This window comes from Pirellulaceae bacterium (assembly GCA_029243025.1).
Lineage (GTDB): Bacteria > Planctomycetota > Planctomycetia > Pirellulales > Pirellulaceae.
On sequence record JAQWSU010000031.1, the window covers coordinates 1 to 20,065 of the forward strand.

General features: G+C 52.3%; 2 protein-coding genes. Both read right to left on the bottom strand.

Annotated features, from left to right (window positions below):
- On the bottom strand, nucleotides 1–18,205 hold an 18,205-nt coding region (locus P8N76_14470; protein ID MDG2382870.1), incomplete at its 3' end, for a hypothetical protein.
- 878 nt (nucleotides 18,206–19,083) lie between these two features.
- On the bottom strand, nucleotides 19,084–20,065 hold a 982-nt coding region (locus P8N76_14475), incomplete at its 5' end, for a dockerin type I domain-containing protein (protein ID MDG2382871.1).

The window sequence follows — 20,065 nt, forward strand, 5'->3', positions numbered from 1 at the left end:
CGAAACGGAGACTTGGGCTTGCTGATTGAAAGATGAAGCCGATATGGAAGTCGCCGTTGAGCTTGACCGAATCGTCTTTTACTAAGCTGGCTATGCTTGAGTAGGGACTATTACTTCCAGTGGTCGTATCCCCGCCCCCTGTGTTTGCATCGTTGGTTAAAACCAATGTGTCGTCGGATACGACGACGGAACCTTCTGTTTCATCGGCGGTCCAGCCCGTACCATCTCCGTTGAACCCTGAGAATGAATTCCGTTCCGATGCCAAAGCGTCCGTTACGGAGCCCTCGACCTGCAAGTTTAAGCTGCCTTCGGCGATTACCTCGCCCAGCGAGAGTAACGAATCGGATGCGAGCCAGAGGTCGGCTGGAGTGATCGCGTCGAATTGCCCGGAAGCGTCTACATCGAGCGCGACGTCAGCGGTTCCAATTGAACTGCCGGCGATAAGTCGTAAATCGCCAGCGTTGATCACGGTGTTGCCCGCATCGGCGGACGATATCTCGCTCTGAGAATCGATGTGGATGATTCCCTGTGCTGTCGAGTTGACGTCACTCAGGCGTAGTTCGCCTGCGGTTTGGCTAACCAAGATATTGTCTTCGGCCGTGGCGGTTAAGCTGCCTGTCGAGCCGATGGAAAGGTTTAACGGTCGAGAGTATTGAATCTCCAAGGCGGTGGGAGTGACACCTGCCGGCGCCGTCATGCCGGGTGTGTAGTCGTAGTAGACGGTCTCACCGTTCGCATTGATTCCCACAAGCTGGATTTCTTCGGGGAGACTTGCGATTCTAAGAATCCCTTTCTGGATATCGCTCAATCCCGTGTCAAAATCATCAAGATTGATTTGATAGGCCTCTTGGTGCAAACCAATCGATCCACTCGCGTCGATGATCAGGCTACTGGCATCGACGTTAGCAGGCGGAGTCAGCGGGCTAATTTTCTCAGGCTTTATTAACGCATTTTCGGAAACGAAATTAGTGACGTCCCCAAGAGGATCACTTGCATTGCTGATCGCTGTCTTGGCCGCGTCAGAAGCCGTGAACATGTACTTTGAATCATAGAGCTCAAACTGCGGCTGAGTGGCCCATTCGGCCCCAAAGGTTAGATTGCTCGCGAAGGCAGCAACCGCCTGTTGCCAAGTTGTATTTGCCCAAGTCTGTACTTGATCATCTGTCGTGTCGTCAATAGCCTGCCCGCTTGCAGAAGCGTAGATTGGCTTGAGTGCCGCGATACCCACCGTGCTCAACAGGTAAGTTTGTTCAGGATTTCCGTCGCTGTCAGTTGTCGTCTCGACTGCCCCCCAGTTACCTGGGGCCCATGTGGTCCATCTCAAGGCCTGTGGCATGTTTGCATAAGTTAATGTGAAATCACTGATTGTTTGAATCGACGTAACTCCACCACTGCCGCCGGTGAATCCGAAATAAGCAGCGTTACCTAGCAGTTGTTCCAGATTGACATTCGAATAGACCGTGTTGAACGAGGTGCCTGCCGTCGTGTCAGCAAGCGTTTCGGTGATCGTCGAATTTGCCGGATCGTAAACGATGGTCACCTGAATAGGATTACCCGAATTAATTGCCACGTTACCGGTCGGCGAGTAGACGGTCGAAGTGTTTGCCGTGACAAAGTTAGTTCCGATCGTGTGCCCATCATACAAGTTCATTTGGTAAGCGGCGGTGGGCCCTGTGATTCCAACGTAACCAAGCGAACCGCCAATCTGCCCGAGCGCTTCCCTTCCCTCGGTCTGTAGCACCATCGCGATTCCGTCGGCACCCAGGTCGCCCGAAGGGGTGTAAGTGAAATTAGCCGTGAAACCGAGCCTTGTTGAAATTTGCTGATTTAGCCAAGTGGCAGTGGCGACGTTTGTGTCACCGTTTGTCAACTCAACCGACTCTGCATTGGCCGTCGGTGTGTAATTGTCCAGACCGATGGGAGAAAATAGAGCGAAACCCTCGGCTTCTGCCGCGACCTGTTCGGACAAAAAGACGAGTTGGAAATCAGTGATGGTTTGAATCGCCGTCGTATTCCCGCTGGCACCCGTGAACCCAACGTAGGAAGTTGTTCCCAACAGCTCTTCCAGGTCCACTTGTTCATGGGTCGTACTGAACGATTCACCCGTCGTGGTATTGCGGATAAATTCATCGATCGTCTGAGCCGATGGGTCATAGACAATCCGAACCTCGATGGGTTCGCCAGAATTGATCTCAACGGGCCCTGTTGAATTGTAATTGGTCGAGGTATTCGTCGTTACAAAACTCGTGCCGACCGTGTATTCGGTGTTGAGGTTCATCTGGTAGGCAGCGGTCGCGCCTTCAATTCCGACATACCCCAGTGCATCACCGCTCTGACCAACCGCATTCGTTCCCTGAGTCTGGAAGACCATCGCAATTCCATCGGCTGAAGGAGAAGCCGATGGGGTGTAGGTAAACGCTGCAGTAAATCCAAGCGATGTTGTGATTTCTTGATTGAACCAGCTGGCTCCAGCAATGTTTTGGCTACCATTCGTCAATTCAACGGAATTATCGCTCGTTACTGGGACATAATCATTGGATCCCGTAGAAACAAAGTTGCTGAAATCTGTGACGGTTGCTTCCGGAGTCAAGCTCCAGTATTGCGAGTAGTACGAATTGACGCCCGCCGTGAAGGCCGAAATGTTTTCCTGAGCATAATCGATCTGACTGTTGCTGATGAAGCCAAGAATTCTTTCCCTAATTTCGGGGGTCAGGGAATCAAGGTTTAGCTGGGATGAATCAAGCGTCAATCCATCAAGAACATTGCCATTGAGAGTCTTCAACGAGACGTTTTCAGCTGTTTGGATCTGCCCAAGTCGAAGATCCCCTTGGGCCTGTTCAATGAAGACATCCTCGGTTGCGTTAACGTTGACAAGACCTCCCTGAATCGTACCATTTTCGAGATTCTGTTCATTCAATTGCACCGCAAATGGCTGGGTTGCCGAACCGACTCCCCCATCTTTCGAATTCAAATTCAGGTATCCAGCTCGAACCACAGAACCAATCGATTCGGAAACGAGATTACCATCACTTGACAGTTCAACGGTCCCGATCGAGGTCCTAAAACTGGCCATCATAAAGTCACGAATCCGTTGTTCAACCGCACCATTGGTGGACGCCGTGAAGCCCACGTAGGCCGTCTTTGCTCCGAATAAGGTCTCAAGATTGACATCATGAGTTGTTTGCCATGAGTCGTCCGTCTTCAGGTCGACAAGTGATTCAAGCAATTCGCCAGATTCTGGATCGTAGGTCAATCGAACCAAAATCGGGTTTCCACTCGCAAAATCAACATCGCCCGTTGTCTGGTAAGGCCCTACCGCTCCCTGAGTAACAAAGGCCGAACCGACAGTCGCTGCCGAATCGAGATTAATCTCGTAGGCAGCCGACAAGCCCCCCATCCCGCCGTATCCGAGATCAGTGCTCGATGAGGAATTGCCGAGGGCATCCGTTCCAGAATTCTGCAGAACAAAAGCCGTGCCACCCTGCAAGCTGTCGCCGGTGGCCTGATAGACGAACTCTGCTTCAAAGGGGCCTTCTAAGTTGATCTGCTGATTTCGCCACACGGCAGAGGTCTGGAGTTGATCCAACTGCTTCGAGGTCAGTACAACATCGGGTCCCTCTAAAATGGGCAAGTTGCTTTGGTAGGTGAAATCGGTAATCACCTGTGTCGAGATCGAGGCCCCGGTCCCGCCGGTAAATCCGAGCCACGAAGATTCTCCCAATAACGATGGCAGCCTGACATTTTCGTAGGTCGTATTGAATTCGCTGCTGGTGACCGTATCGACAAGTGTCTCGGTTAGAAGTTGTTGCGCAACATCGTATTCCAGGGTGACCTGAATCGGATTCCCTGAATTGATCTGAACAGACCCCGTAGGATTGTAATCCGTCGACGTATTGGTCATCACAAAGTTGGTGCCGATGGTGTGGTAGTCGTACAGATTCATCTGATAAGCGACCGTGTTTCCTCCAATACCCACATAGCCCAACAGGCCGCCGCCTTCCCCGATCGCACTTGTACCTTCGTTTTGCCAAACCAAGGCAACGCCATCGGCTGCCATTTCACCGCTGGCCGTATAGGTGAACGAGATGGTGAAGTTTGCCGTTGGATATTTAGTAGGTAACCACGCCGCCGATGCCTGCGAGTATTGATTGCTTGTCAGTGTGAGCGATTCGTCATCCGAGGACAGGACGGCATCGCCAAGGATCAGCATGCCGTCGAACTCTGTCTGCGGATCCGTCGTATTGACCCCGGACCATTGCTGGTCACCATCCGAAAAGGCTGCGAGTAGTTTTTCTGCGGCAACCAAGTCAACGGACAAATCCTCAGGCGATGAAATATACACACCTTCGATTGCCAAGGCCGTCAGCGCTCCACCGTCAACGGTAACGCTGAGTGGGTTTTTCGCGGATCCAATCGAACTGGTGTCCCCCCCAGAAGCAAGAAAGACGTGACGCCCAGCAACGGAACCCGATGAAGAGGCTGTGATGGAACCCGCGCTTGTCATTTGTGTATCGCCAGCGAAACGAATGGGACCATTTAAAATGAGATCCGCATCGCTGCCCACCAATAGATTTCCAACACGCATTGCCGCAAAGTCAATGTCAATGGGATGGTCGGCCTTGATGAATGTAGTGAGATCGACCTCGTACCCCAACTCATTTCCGTACTTTTCCGCATCGACGGACTGGCTGAAGTCGTATTGGCCCACGCTGGAAATGCTGAAATCGCTGACCGTCTGAACGGCCGTGCCACTTCCACTGCCCCCCGTAAATCCAAGGATTGCGGTTTCCCCCAGAATTCCCGCCAGATTGATTTCATCGTAGACCGTGGTGAAAGAAGTGCCACTCGTTGCGTCGGCAAGTGTTTCCGTCATCGTGTTTGCGACGGCGTCGTAGGAAAGCCGAACATGAATAGGAGCACCGGAGTTGATCTCGACCGAACCGGTCGAGTTGTAATTCTGGGACGAATTGTCCGTCACGAAATTGGTGCCGGTGATCAAATCAGAGCCTTGTCCATAGTCGTAAAGATTCATTTGATAGGCTGCCGTTGCACCTTTGATGCCAACGTATCCGAGGTAACCGCCTGCCTGGCCGAGAGCATCGATTCCCTGGTTCTGCCAAACCAACGCAATGCCGTCAGCAGTTCGGTCTCCGCCAGCGGTGTAAACGAAATCGATGTTGAAGTTCTCCGTTGTCGGCACAAGCGTTGGGATCCAGGCCGCCGATGCGGTATCTTCGCTGCCGTCTGTAAGCGTGATCGACCCATCGCTAATGTCAGCCTCACCAACTGCGACAAACTCATCCAAGTCCTGTGCGTACGTTAAATCAAAATCGTTGATCGTCTGAATCGACGTCGCACCGCCACTTCCACCCGTAAACCCGAAATAAGCGGTTTGCCCCAACACTTCCTTCAGATTGACATCTGGATAGACTTTGCTGTAAGAGGTTTCGGCTGTGGTGTCGACAAGCGTTTCAGTGATGGTTGAATCAGACGGATCGTAAACGATGTTCACTTGGATTGGATTTCCCGAATTAATCTCAACCTCGCCTGTCGAGATGTAATTCATCGACGAATTGTCGGTTACGAAATTTGTGCCGATGACATTTGGATCGTAGAGATTCATCTGGTACGCGGCGGTGTTTCCGGAGATGCCAACATAGCCCAAGGCACCACCGAGGTTCCCGAGAGCCTCCGTACCTTCGTTTTGCCAGACCATCGCAATGCCGTCGGCGGCTCGATTACCCGCCGCCGAATAGGTGAAGTCCACAGTAAAGCCGCGAGTGGTGTCTAATTTGGCATCAAACCAGGTGGCTGTCGCAATGTTGTAGTCACCGTTGGTTAAGGTCACGGAATCTGCCTCGGCAGGAGGCGTGTAGGCCGAGGTACCTACGGGTGAGAAGTTAGCGAACCCATCAATCGACAGCGTTGTTAACTCAGACGGAACCACGGTCGAACCAGGTACGTACGATGGCGAAGAAGCCAACACGAAGTTACTCAGTTGTTGCGTTGAATTGTCATTGCCCGTTCCTCCCGTGAAACCGACATAGGCACTTTCGCCCTCCAGATACTCCGAGAGGTCAATCGAGTACTGCTTCGAATAGACAGAAGAGCCGTCCTGTGACAAATAGACATAAAGCGTAGGATCTTGACCACTGTAGTAATAGATGACGACCTCGGTCGGTTTTCCTAGCCCAATCGTCAGTTCGCCTGGCTGATCGTAGCTGCCAGAGGAATCCCCCTGGACGTACTTTGTCCCTGGAGTTGGCCCATTCTTGTTGTCATAGAGATTGAATTGATAAGAGACCTTGTTACCTGGGATCCCGACATACCCCAACGAACCACCCGGATCCCCAACGACGTCAGTTCCTTGCGTCTGTACGGCGAAGGTTACTCCATCCGCCGGGTGCTTCGACCCACCTTTCGTTGGGTTATAGGTAAAGGTGGCAACAAAATCTTTCGCCACGTCGACTGACTCATTGAACCAAGCCGCATTGTTTTCATCATCTTCCCCCGTGGTCAATTGCAGTACATCGACTTCGCCGGAATAGAAGCGAGTCACTGTACCACCGACCAATTCGAAATCCTCGAATCCCGTTGTGAGGATGTCCCCATAACTCCAGCTTGTAGGAGTCCATGGATCTCCGGGTTGCCATGCTGGATCCGCGTCAGCCACGACCATGGACTCAAAGACTTGCTGTTGCTCATAAGATGAAAAGATTGAATCTTTGAGCGGTTGATACTCCATTGTCAGGTCAGTCTGTACCAAATCAGGTGTGTCCGGAATGGACTGCCCGAGCGGTGCCGTGTAAACCTCAACGCCCTGTTCTGGATGGTAAACATATCGAGTTGTTTGCTGCTGCAGCGTATCTCGAATCTCTACGGTGCCGGTGACTTCGGTCGCACCCGCGTCAATTCCATCAAGCACGAGCGGAATTCCACTATTATTTTCGACGCTCACGATGGAAACACCTCCCACCATATTGATCAAGGCATCTGACATCGTCGAAACGATCTGCCCTTCGAGAAGAACCCCAACACGAGCAGATGCAGCAAAGGCAGCCAGCGTAATTTCATTCGTGCGCGCATCATACGTTGCAGAAATGTCAGATGCGTCGACACCGAACTCAGCAGGGTCAATCGAATAGACAGGGTTGGTAACATCCTTTGCCTGGTACCTCTGTTGATAATTCGTGAGTGTTTGCCCCAGCTCTTCGCCGAATGCGATCGCCAAAGCTCGTGGCTTGCCAACATTTAAGGGGGCATTGATATCGATCGTTTTGGCATTGATTGCGACCTGCGCTGCCGTCAATCCACCTGTGATATACGCCTGATAGGCACTGTCTTGCCCTGCAGAGGTAAGAGGAACGCTCGGCGAAGAGTTGCCATCGAGATATTGCGTCGCAGTTGTCTCCACGAGACTCGCATCCCATCCTAATGGTGAGCTCTGCGTCTGTCCGGGGATAAAGGGATAGGAAACCGGCTGTGCTGTTGGCGTGTTCGCTGAATTCGCCTTCGCTGATTCCTCGAAAGCATCCTCAATATCTCCTCCCGACCCGTAATAGGCATCCGGCGTATCGACGGCAAACGCGGCATTTGGCGAGTTAATCGTAATCGACGCAGCATTGATCGGCGCCAATTCGATAATCGGCCCATAATCATTGGACAACGTCACATCGCTCATCGGAGTATTAAAGTAGCCCGTCACCACAATGCCGGGGTTCGCACCATCATCATTTTTCCCCGTCAACTGAACGTTGATCGACGATTCTTGATTGGGTGATTCATTCTGGGTGAACGGAGCATTTTCATACGTTTCACCCGAAACCTTGTAGGTCAGAATATCAGGCGCCTCCAGGTTGTTCATTCCTGACACTCCGTCAAGAATCAACCAAGCATCGGTCGGGTTGTTGATATTCAGATCGGGAATATTCGTGGTCAGAGTTCCGCTTCCCGACAGACTGTCTCCGATCACCATAATACTCCCTTGCGGGACTAGAATTTGGCTGAACCGAATCGCCGGAAATTGATCCGGCAGCAGATTATTTTGCTTAATGAATTGCTTCGTAGCCGGATCAAGATCGCTCTCGTCAACGTTTGTATCGGAATTGGCTGCCGCTGAAAAAGCGACAAAGTATTCATCAAGCGAATCCCGATCAGGAGGCGCAATCAGTTGGTCTACAAAGTCAGTTTCGATCGGGATAGAGAACGAGCAGTTACTACTGTCGCCTTCCTCGCAATTGACTTGCAACGATGCAGGCGAACCGTCATCAGGAAACAAGTTCACATCGATGGTCATGTTTGGCGAGACGGCAATGACAGTGCCGTCGATCGTTACCGTCGTCGTTTGTGCCGGCAATACCGAATCCACCTTCATTTTCCCCGATGGAATATGTGCTCGCGTAGCACCGGCATGCTGTGAAAACGAATCCCCAGCCGACTCAGGCGTGGCATCGATCCGCACATCTTGCAGCGTTGCCAAGATGGATACGTTTTCATCAATCGTGATTTCATTATCCTGAGTGACCGAAACAGTCGCGGTACTCGGATGAGCGAGTCCGTGGGAGAACGAGAGCGCGCCGGAGCTAATCTGCGGGTAGAAGGACGAGTCGAAGGGCACGAGATTTCCACCCGCTGCAACCGTGACATTGTTCGCCGTCAGCTTAGAAGCGGTTGGCGCTTGAATTAGGATTGTCTCGTTTGAAGTCACCTCGACCGAAGTTGATGTATTCGCTGTACCTGCACCTTGGCTACGGGCAACGCACTCGCTGATCGTCATCACATCGACGGCTGTCCCGATCACAAGGTTGCCTGTCACCTCGACGGTCGCATTATTCGTTGCAACCGAAGTGTCGAGCGTGATCTTAAGGTCGTTAATGGAATAGGCAAGAGGAACGACGCCCCCAACATCCTGAGTGACAAAGTCTTGTGATTTTATCTGCTGGGTAGCAAGCACCGAAACTTTTGAAGGGGACTCGGAATTAGAAATGATTTGAGCGGTATCGGTGGTATCCATTCCCATATTTATCTTGGCGGTACCATCATAGTTCGTGACGGCCGACGCGCCGGAGCCTTCGACAACCCCTCCGGATCCGCCGCGAACCGTATTGTAGCTCTCATAAACATTGTTTTTACTGATCTTCGCGTCGTTCGGATCAGGAACCCTTGCGAGCGTATTGTTGGCCAAAACGGTGATGACACCTGCAGTTGTCAGGCTACTCGTGCCTTGCCATTCAATATTTGCTGTTGGCCCGAAAGTATTGTTGACCTTCGAACCACTACCGCCAGCAATCGAAGCCTGGATCGCATCGGCATAAGTGTCGTAATTGACGTTTGTCTGCGATAAAACCGACGTTACAGCAGCCGGCTCAGTCGTCTCCACAGTGAACGCATCGAAGGTCAAGGTTGCTTGAGGTTGAATGGTGTTATTCGCAATCGAGGCATCACCCGCAATGATCCCCCCTGAACCCGAAAGCGCTCGCGAACGACTCTGACCTCCTGCAATCGCTTCAAAGTCAAGACTTCCCGCCGCATTTAAGTTGAGAGCTGTCGCCACTGTGTACACGACAGGACTGTACGTTGAGTTGGTTTGGAAGATCCCAACGCCTAAACCGCCGATGTTGTAGCCCTCCTGGTCAGTGCCCGGGTTTCCCGTATCGCTGGCGGAAGTCGTTGTGTCTGCGGACGCCGAGAGGGCAACATTGCCCGCCGCTTGAAGGTTTCCAGAGGCATCCGTTGGATCGCTGCCGTTACACGTACCTTCCGTATCCGTCGCAAAGTCGACGCCGAGGCAAGCGGCTACGCCATCCGTGTAAATCACGGTGTGCGTCTCACCGGAACCAGCCAATCCACCAATCGTGACGGAATAGCCGTGAGTCGTGACGTCATGGTTGCTATCAGCATCAACCGATAGATTGGCAACTTTGAATTCTTCTCCTACGGAGCCGATCCCAGCACGCACCAAACCGTCTCTTTCTGTTTCGGATAGAAAGACGCCTACCGAGCCCACACCCGCTGATCCACCATAGATCTGAGCGTCAATATTCTCCTGGCCGAACGCCTCCACGGTCAGGTCACCATAGGTGTTGCCCGACAAAGGCGTGATGGTCGTCCCTTGGCCAACGTCAGCGACAACTTTTGAAGAGCTGTAAATATTGGAATTTCCACCCGCGCCGGCAGCTCCGATGGAAATCGATAATGATGTGGCAACCGACAGGGCATTCAATTCGACCGAATCGGTTGCACCCACGACAATAGGAGTGCCTGAAGCACCCGTTTTGATTCCGCTATTTTCAATCTCTGCGGTGATCTGATCATTGTTCGTAATTTGAGCCAAAGATACGCCGATAGAACCTCCGAACCAGCCAACCGAGGCTGCTCCCGACCCCACGGACGCATTCACTACTCCCTGTCGATCGGCGCTGACATCGAGACCATCGAACCCTGACATTGCCAAACTTTCAACATCATTCACGGACGCTTTAATGATATTGTTCGTCGTGACTTTGCTACTCGCCCCTGATCCGGAAAGCGCCGCACTATCAAAATAAGGAGCAAGTGCCACACTGACTGCGACGGCGACAGCGGTGTTCGTGACGTTTTGGAGTGAAGTCGCTTGAACGTTGATGGAACCGCCAGCAGAAACCATGGATGTATCCATATTGGGCGCGTCGACAAGCGTGTCAGTACTCGGCTTGCTACCGATCCACCCCAACACGTGATTAGCCAGGGTGACTTTGTTCGTTACAGCGCTCGGCGCGAGTGCAACCGATGCGTCCCCACTAATTGAAACCTGAAGACTTCCCGAACCACTTCCTGTCGACAATTCCGTCTTGTCATCAGCCCAGACAAAGACATTGCCAGTGACCTCGATGTTACTGTTTGAAATACCCGCTTCTGCCGTATCCGAAGTGGCGGCTTGTAAGAACGAACCGGATAAGCCGAAGGCGCCTGCAAAACTTCCGGTCGAAAAGGCGACGGAGACTGCGACTCCAAAGGCATCATTCGTAACCTCGGGCGCCAGGAACGCCAACACATTCAGAGCTTCTGCGTTGACGTCCGACGTTTCGACCGCGGCGAGAGTCTGGTTGGACGAGTTGAAAGTGTTGTCTGCACCGCCAATGGCGATATCCACCGACGTACCGGTGACGGACGCCGCTCCCGATATCGATGCTCCCCCTGCATCTGTTTGCGAAATAAGCTGATTAGAGGCTACTACGAACACTTGGTCCTGCGAGCCATCATCGGCTGTAGTGATGTCGGCTCCATTTGTTACTAGGGCCTTGGTTGCAACATTCAGGTCCGTTACAACGACCGCGCCGTTAAGGATAATTCCAGCCGAAAACGAGCTGTCGTCGGAGGCTTCCCCCTGTGCACTACCCGCAATCGCCAACGCATGTACATTCACGTCTTCCGTGAAATCCGCCGCCTTGCTCTGGTCCGGCACATACTGTTCGGTGTCAGAATTCAAAGCGCCCGTATGAGCCTGTGTCGTGACCTGGCCCGATCGGGTTACCGTCGAATCATTGATTTGGGCCAGCGTTGCCGAATCACCCTCCTCATCACCGAGTCGGGTGACGACCACAGCGGCACCGACTCCAATGCCAACCTGAGCGTCTTTCATGGACAGCGGTTTGCCAATGTCGAGCGAAAAATATCCGGCGAAGGACTGCAGCACGGGAGCCAGCACGGCGGTTACCAAAAGCGGCTCGGTGTTTTCTGAGACGCTTTCGATCGAGCTGCTTTCTATCTGAGCGGTTGTGGTGGGGTAGAGGAAGTTCGTCGCCCACATTCCTCCGATTTCGACACTCGTTCCGGCCGGCACCACGACATCCACGCCGGCGCTCAATACGCGGCTTTCCGTGAAATCTTCGGCAGCCACCGTGACCTGTCCATCGCTTTGCGTGATCGTGCTTTGATTCACTTCGGCAGTTGTTGTATTTTCGACCTGGTTCCACACGGCACTCATGCCAACACCGACAACGGTTTTGGCATCCAGTCCTTCTTCACCTTCTTTCAGACTGCGTCGATCCCACGTCACCGCCGCAGTACCGGCTGCGCCCCAGATTTCATCCATCGACAGGGCGGTAAGGCTGATGTCACCGATCTCATCCGTGGCCGGGAGGTTATTGATATTTGCGATGGTGGTATTGGTGATTTCATTGACCACCACCGAGCCCGCGATTTGAAGATCGATCCCCTTGGGTGCTGCGACTTGGAGACCTGCGGCGCAGGTTCCGATTTTCTTGTCATTGAGAGCTTCGAGCTCGAGTGCGAACGTTTGAATCGTGGCGTTTTCGAGCAAGGCCTGAACATCGGCATCCACCTTTGCCACCGCTGCCGATCCGGCAATCCCGGCCAGTGATTTCTCATCGCCACCTGCCAGTGAGATCGCGGCCTGCCCCGCAACCGGATTCAAAATCGTTTCGTTTGAACTGGATATTTCAAGCGTATTGAACTCGTCTTCAGCAGACAGGCTGCCAACCACAGATCCTAAATCGTTCAGGTACGCATAGGTTTGATCGTCGACAAAGGCTCCCGCAAAATCACCCGAGATCCCAAGTCCCCATTTTCCTTCGATTCCGTTCGCCGCATCCTTATTCTCCTCCGCTGGAACATTGTCGCCGCCTGGCTCACCACCGAGGTCAGGGTTTCGGGCGGAAATCGATCCGACAATCGACAAGGGGACAATCGTACCCCCCGAAACGGCTTCAATCGTGAAATCCCCAGGTGAGTTGAGCGAAGACGTTTTCGCGGTGCCACTTTGGGTCTGGGATCCCACCGTCGCGACAACATCACGGCTGAACTCTACCGTCGAAGCGCTGAGTCCAATTCCCTTCGTGGTTCCCAACAGAACGGCTCCACTGACGGCCCACAAGTCGCTGGTATCCTCGGCGGAAACATCTACGGCCCCCGTCGTGCCGTCGACCGCAACTAAATTGACGGGTAAATTTTCCGTGATGATCTGTGCGCCGACCGTCTTGCCACGATCAGCATCCGAATCTACCGGTTCTCCTATCAACAAGTAAGTAAGACTCGCTTCAATTCCGAGTCCCGAACTGTTGGCAGCCGATTGACCAATTTGCACGATCGTGCTTTCACTCTCTGCGGTCACGTTCAAACCGCCCTGACCATAAGTGACATCGGTCGAGGTGTTGGTTGGCGTATCGCTGGTTGGATTAGCGCCGCCCAGCAATGCCTGGGTATTCTCCGTCATTTCGAAGAAGTTGACCGATCCACCGAAAGCGTTTTTCGCGGTGTTTTGGAACGGCGAAAGCACGCTGAAGAAATCGCCTTTTTTAATTCCGCCAACGAGTTGTGCGACTGAGAAATAGAGCTGTCCTGCGAGACCAATTTGCTCGACCGTCGTATCAGCATGAACCGTGACAGCAGATGCCTTACTCAACACAAATTCTGGAGCCGGTACACGGGACGAATTTTCCGCATCCCATTGTTCGAAGGTTAACTGCTGATTGATTTGTGCACCGTCGGCGATCTGGGCGAGGTTCGTATTCGCGATCGTTTCCACAGTAAAGCTGCCTGTGATCACGTAATCCATTTCTTTTTTGGCTTTCACCAAGCCCACGTCAGCGCCCATATTAAACGCCATTGAGAGCACTTTGACATCACCAAATGCCAGGTCTTTAATCGTGTCGATCACATTGCTGGCGATTTGACTGCCGTCAGCATCTTTCCAGCTCGACCAGGGCGGCTCGTACTCGACTTCCGACGAGACTTCCAATTCATTAACCGCGGTGACAATGGCATCGGATTCCACCACGGCTTGACTTGAATTGTCCACGAAGGCCATGGCGAGTGCGACGGCGACAGCTCCTTCTGTCTCATCGCTCTCGATATTCTCGCCCTTTTGTTTTGTCGTACCTTTCGACAACACTGCCTCAACGAAGGTGTTGACGCTTTCTGTGATGCTGCTCTCAACGGTAACTGCGTCGGCACTACCGATTTCTGCCGTGCTACCGACCGTTGCCTTCACATCATTCGATACATCTTGGATGGCAACCGCCAAGGAAACCTCGAACTGATTGCTTTTATCTTTGAGCTCCTCGGGAGTTTTTTCGGTAATCTCTCGATCGATGAAGGATTTATAATCCTTTCCTTCCCCTGCATCTTTTTTCCAGTTCGAAACTCCCTTCAAGTAATACGCCAGGAGCGGAAATTTACCGAGGGTGGCTGTGGCACCGGCACTGTTACTCGAGTCCATATCCGACTTGATGGTGATGCCGGTGGGATTCTCGACGGGCGAAAGGGTGACGGTCCCGCCTGGCATGAATTCGGACGGTGCTGCATTCAGCGGAATATAGGGCCGCATGTCAATGAGCTTGGGCGGTGTGCTGTTGGCATCCTCGGCGCTTGCCGCCAAGCCGACCACCACCGTTTGGGAATCGAGACTATCGCCGGGAATCACGGCGTAATAGGTAACGCCATCCTGCAACCCCATCCCGGGAAGATCCCAGGAATCCTGGAAGGTGACGGGGTCTCCCGTTTCGAAAGGTTGCGATGAGGCAGACAAAACCCATGGGTCATCAGCCGTTCCAGACCCTGTGACCTGCGAGTTGACTCCTCCTGAATTTTGTATCGCCGATTGCACCTCAGTCGCGGAAGCGTCGTAATCGATCGGACCCGTTGTGACCGGTTCATTCGACGCTGACAAGGTGAGTGTGAAGGTTCCGCCACTGGCGTTTGTCGAAATGAGCTGAACCCACGTCGGCGTCGACCGCTGCAGCATCGAGGTCGGTGATCCGTTTTTGGTTAGTTGACCACTGTCGATCGAGAGGGAATCCTGCAACAGGTTGGCGATCAGCCAGGGAGATGTGAATTCACCTCGACCAGTCACCGAAATCAAGTCTCCGCCTAACAGCGTATTCAAGCTGTTTTCCAAATCCTCCGGTGCAATGTCCCAAGCAAGGGGACCGGTGGTCATGGGACCGCCATTGCCGTCGGTGACCGTGAGCGTGAAGGTGCCTGCGTTCGCAAAGGAAAACAGCTGCGTTGCACCGGCGGTCACCGATGTGATGGCTGCTTCCCCATCGATCAAATTCGAACTATCCACGTTGGTAACATTAGCGATATCGTTCAGCGAGATGAAGACCTGGCCGCCATCCATGTCAGCATTCACGATATCAAACTCGGCACCGCTACTTGGATCAACCAAACTTTGACCGTAGCCAAACGACACCTGATTGGCACTCGTCATTTGCATATTTGTGGGTTGCTCGCTGCTATCGAGCAACTGACTGCTATCCACATTGAGTTGCGAAGGATTCAGCCCTTGAATCTCCCACGGATCGGAAAGTTGGCCAGCTCCACTCACCGTCACGCTGACTCCGGAAACTGCGAGGTCGTTAACGGCCGTCGCAACATCTGCCGACGAAGCATTCCACGCCAATTCCGAAGTAGTCGCAGGCTCCTGATCGGCAACCTGAATGGTAAGCGTAAAGCTGCCACTAGTTGCTTCGGAACCTAAAAAGATATCTGGCGATGTGTCCGCCGAATCGGTCAGCGTCAGGATATACTGAGGAACTGCAGGGTTCGCATTCGTATTGTTGACGTTGAAGGCGTAGTACGTATCGCCATCGGTCAGTCCTGCCATCGGCTTGCCTTCGACAGCATGGTAGGTCACCGCCGTGTTATCTGACAGCTTCGGATCTTCAGAGAAGACAAGACCCACCCCTGTTTCGAACGTACCAATAGGCAGCGTAATATCCTGGTCGTTAACGGTCAGATAGGGCGATGCGGCTTGAATCGCCGGATTGGCCGCCTCGGCCTGCGGCGCACTTTCGGCGAGACGAATCTGCCCTGACCATGAATCTTCGACCGCGCTTTCAACGGTTCCTCCGGCGGCCTCGAGATCTTCTGTGTCGAGTTGAATCGATTCCTTACTAAGTCCATCAATCACCCAAGGCGACGATGTCTGGCCGGCTCCTCGCACACTGACAATCACGCCCGTCAAATCCAGATTGTTGATTGCTTCTTCCAGGTCATCCGCCGACACATCCCAGTCCAGCGAATCGGTCGTCCCTACGCTGCCATTGGAACCTGAAATTGTGAGCGTAAAGGTACCGCCATCGGCATTGGAGTCAATGGTTGACCAGGGGGTCGTATTGTCAACGATCGCGTAATAGTCCGCTTGATTGTTGAGCGATGTCACCTCGGGGTTGAGTCCGGCGACAAATTGCAGTTTTGCTCCTTGACTAATTGGAGTGTTCGGCGGAAGGCTGGTGACGGTCTCACCCGAGGAATCGATCGATGCTACACCGAGATCAACTTCCCCCGAGTTCAAGTCATAACCACTAATTGGATAAGTCGTATTGGTTGCCCCATCGAGCAGATACGAAGCACTTGTCAAGACAAGAGGAGTTGAGGAGGAGTCCAATAATTGGATTGCCAGCGGAAACCCAGCGGTCGGTGCATCGATGACCTTCACGGTATAGTTGTCGTCTTCTGACAAAGCTTTAACCTGCTGATCGGAGTCGATGTATCCAAGAAACCGATCGGCTGAAGCGCTGAAATTGACAGTGTCTCCCGTCGTAAAGAGTTCTTTGCCGTCAGGCGTTTGGTCGTAACCAAACAGGATGTAGGCTTGCTTCTCTGCATCAATACTCGTCAAGGTGACGGGAACTGTTGTACCGGATTCGCTATTCGTTAATGTCGGAAAAGCAAAGCCTAGAGAAATCGCATCGCCACTCTCCGCATCTTCCAATGTATGCGCAAATTGCAATTGATATTCTTCTGACGCTTCCCCTTCGTTCTCGGAAACGATCAAATAGTACAAGTTTCCAGGAGTGAGTCCTGGGATCGTTCCAAAGTTGGAACTGGTGAAAACAATCGCGTCCCCCGTTTCGAAATCGATTTCTCCCGAGAGGTCGACACTATTGCTTTCGAAGTCGACCTGAAACGCCGGATTAAAGTCCAATGGTTCTGAATCGGTCGCATCGTCACCCTCCGTTCCTTCTTCAGAGCCCGGTATAAGCGACGTTACCTGACCGTCAACCACTGCCGAAACGGTGGCATTCGCTGAAGACCAACTGAATGCGGCACCGACTAAACCATCGCGATAGGCAACCGCCTTCACATGATTCCCACTATCGCCCTTCGCTTCGGCTGATATTTCGACATTGCCAACGCTACTTACCAGCGAATCCGTGTCGACGTAAACGGTCGAAGTGGTTTGCTGATCTGACCAGCCAACTGCTCCCGACACGGCCTTGGGATTTGTCTTGCTAATCCCGTTGTTCTTTAGTGCTGTGACCTCAAGTTCAATTTCATTTTCGACGTTTGAGGTAATCGCAACTTCAGTACCGGACACGACCGCCTGGTTCAGGTCAATGGTCGCCTTGGCATTTGTATAAAACGTTCCAATTGCGAAGGCGAACTTATCTCGCCAGTCGAGTCCCTCCTTGGGACTGCATAATCCTTGACCACCAGCCTCTTCGCCCGGATCTTCCCCTTCCGCGTTCGGTTCATGCTCCCCTTCAGGTTCTTCCGCGTTGCTATTACAAAGCACTCGATTCCAGACCGCTTTTCCGCTGGCGATCGCCGTGGACTCGGCTTCGATTTCAACCTCACCCTGCTCGGATACAACCTGCACATTTTCCAACGTAATTTGGGCATTTGGCTTCCAGACCTGAATGGCAACAGGTAGTGTGAAAAGGTCTGGCACTTCTAAGGCTTCCATCATCACGGGCGCCAAATTCGAAATGCCAAAACTTTTGATGGAATCCCAGGTCGCATTGTCATTGACCCCTGCTTCCGCAGTGATGGTGACGCCTTCATGACCAGAGACCACCACGGGTGTCGACTCCGATCCAATCGTCACCTTGGCTTCGTGGACGAGTGCCGAGAAGAAATCTGCCACTTGGTCCAATGCGCTGATGTCGAAGTTGGGCAGCTTGTGAGCCAGTTCCAGTGTGACCTCGCCCTCGGAACTCACGATGTCCGCACTCACGGTGAGAGAATCCTTGCCACGAATCGTGATGTCACCCGTGTAACAAAGTGGCGCATCAATGACGACGTCTTTTTCTTCATCAGGCTCATAGTTTCCCGAGATGAAATCAGCTGGATCGTCTGAGCATGTTGTTGTCAACATCAAACGGTATTCAAGCCGTTCTGCACCGGTATTCAACGTTCGACGAAGTGAGTGCTGATTCTGACGTTTTTGAAAACGGCGGGAGTTGAAAAGTGAATTCATACCGTTATTTCCACCAAGTAAAGTCGGGAGATGTTTTTTCATGTCTATCGGGGAAGGAATCTATTCAAAGGAGAGAGAATTGGCGATTGATGGCGTGACTGTTGTCGGCAAATGGTGACTCAGCGTACGCCGATGGAAACAACTATCGCAGCACGTTTTAGATCGCTGTTTTCGAAAACAATCGTTTGTATTGCCGGTCGAGTGGAAATGAGCAAAGTGTTTTGTGTGCTCGTTGTGTTTGACGTGGGAAATGGATGGGGGCCTGGGAAGAACGTGCGTTGTTGCGAATAATTAACAGGGTCGTCGCGTTGTCATCGAATCGCGACTAGTTTCGTATGTTACGCGAGAAAATCTCAGCTGAGAAGCGTCAAAACGGATTGAATTGAGTTCGTAAAGAGATCAGCACTTTTCAATCTGTTGGATTGGAACCGCTGCCGAATTTTTTCGGTGCATTGGTGTTAAGAGAGAACACTCTCGATAACGCCAGGAAATGAGTTTCGGGTGGCGTGCGAAAAAAGGTAGAGATTTTACCCTTACTCGGGTCCACGATTGGCTGATGTTGCTTGTTGGGGGGGGCTGAGAGGAGCAGATCTGACCATGTTTTGATGGAATGGTAATTCGTTCTCAATTTTGGCTTGACCGTTTCAGCCATTCTGCCTCGATGGGGCAGGCGAAGCGAATCCGAAAGAAGTTGGAGTAGATTCCGGCGATATTTTTTCTCGTTAATGTTGGGATGCGCCATGACCACTACTATTGGTGGTGCAATGAACCTCAAAATAGGCGTGTGGTCAGATCGCTCAAACCGTGTCTGGGATCGGTGATGAAGGCAACTCTGCTGAGCAAAGACCATCCGTGCTGGAATGAGTCGAAGCCGTCGTCTACCAAGTCTGGTAGGTGCGTTGCTTTAGCCGTTTGGGAAGTTCATTGTCGATGCCATGGAGTGGTGAGCCGTTTGGCGCGGACGTCTTTTCCAGCGGAAGCAGCTGGTGATTCGTTAGCCGGTCGGCGATTTCAGCCGAACGTTCCGAAGCTGGCTCCCAAGTTGCGAAGCAGGCATCCGTGATTTGATCCCGATTGCCGTTTGGCTTGGCGACCAAACCGTGGTCGGAATCGTTTTCGCCTTCTGCCAACGGTCGGTTGAGATAATTAATGACTCTCAAGACATCAATCGGAGTTAAATAATCATCATTGTTGGTGTCATAGTAGAAGCTGACCGTGTCGGCGGATCCGATCAAAGGATACGATCCGGTTTGATTGAGTTGGTTGATTAAGATCAGAGCATCGAGTGGTGTAACCAATTGGTCGCGATTGACATCCTCGGGAGTTTCTTGATTATGCCAATTGGTTTTCACGCCATTCAACCAAATCTGGTTCATGCCATCGGAGGCAAAAATCCAGTCGTCTGAATTCGCATGATAAATGGAGTCGTCATTCTGTCCGGTGATGATTCGGTTGACGCCACCCGCATCGCGAATGGTGTTTTCGCCCTGCCCTGCATTAATTCCGTCATTGCCGTCACCGGTATGAATTTCATCATTTGCAGGGCCAGTTGTGATGGTGTTGTTGCCTTGCATGTCGGTGACTTTGACACGAATGGCATCCGCAGAGATCCAGTCGTTGTCGCGTCCCCCGTCGATCTGAAGTGTGAAAGGTTCAAGCTGCGACGGGTCTTGGCCAGTCACCTGGACGAAGTCATCCCCGGCGAGTAGGACGATTTCTAGTTCGTTCACCTCGGATGTTGAAAAGTTCTTTTGTTGTCGATCGTTTCCGTTGGAAATGAGTTGGACAGAGATATCGTTGTCGTGAGCATTGACTTCGACCGCATCTCTACCTGAAGTACCCACTAACAGTAGTTTGTCC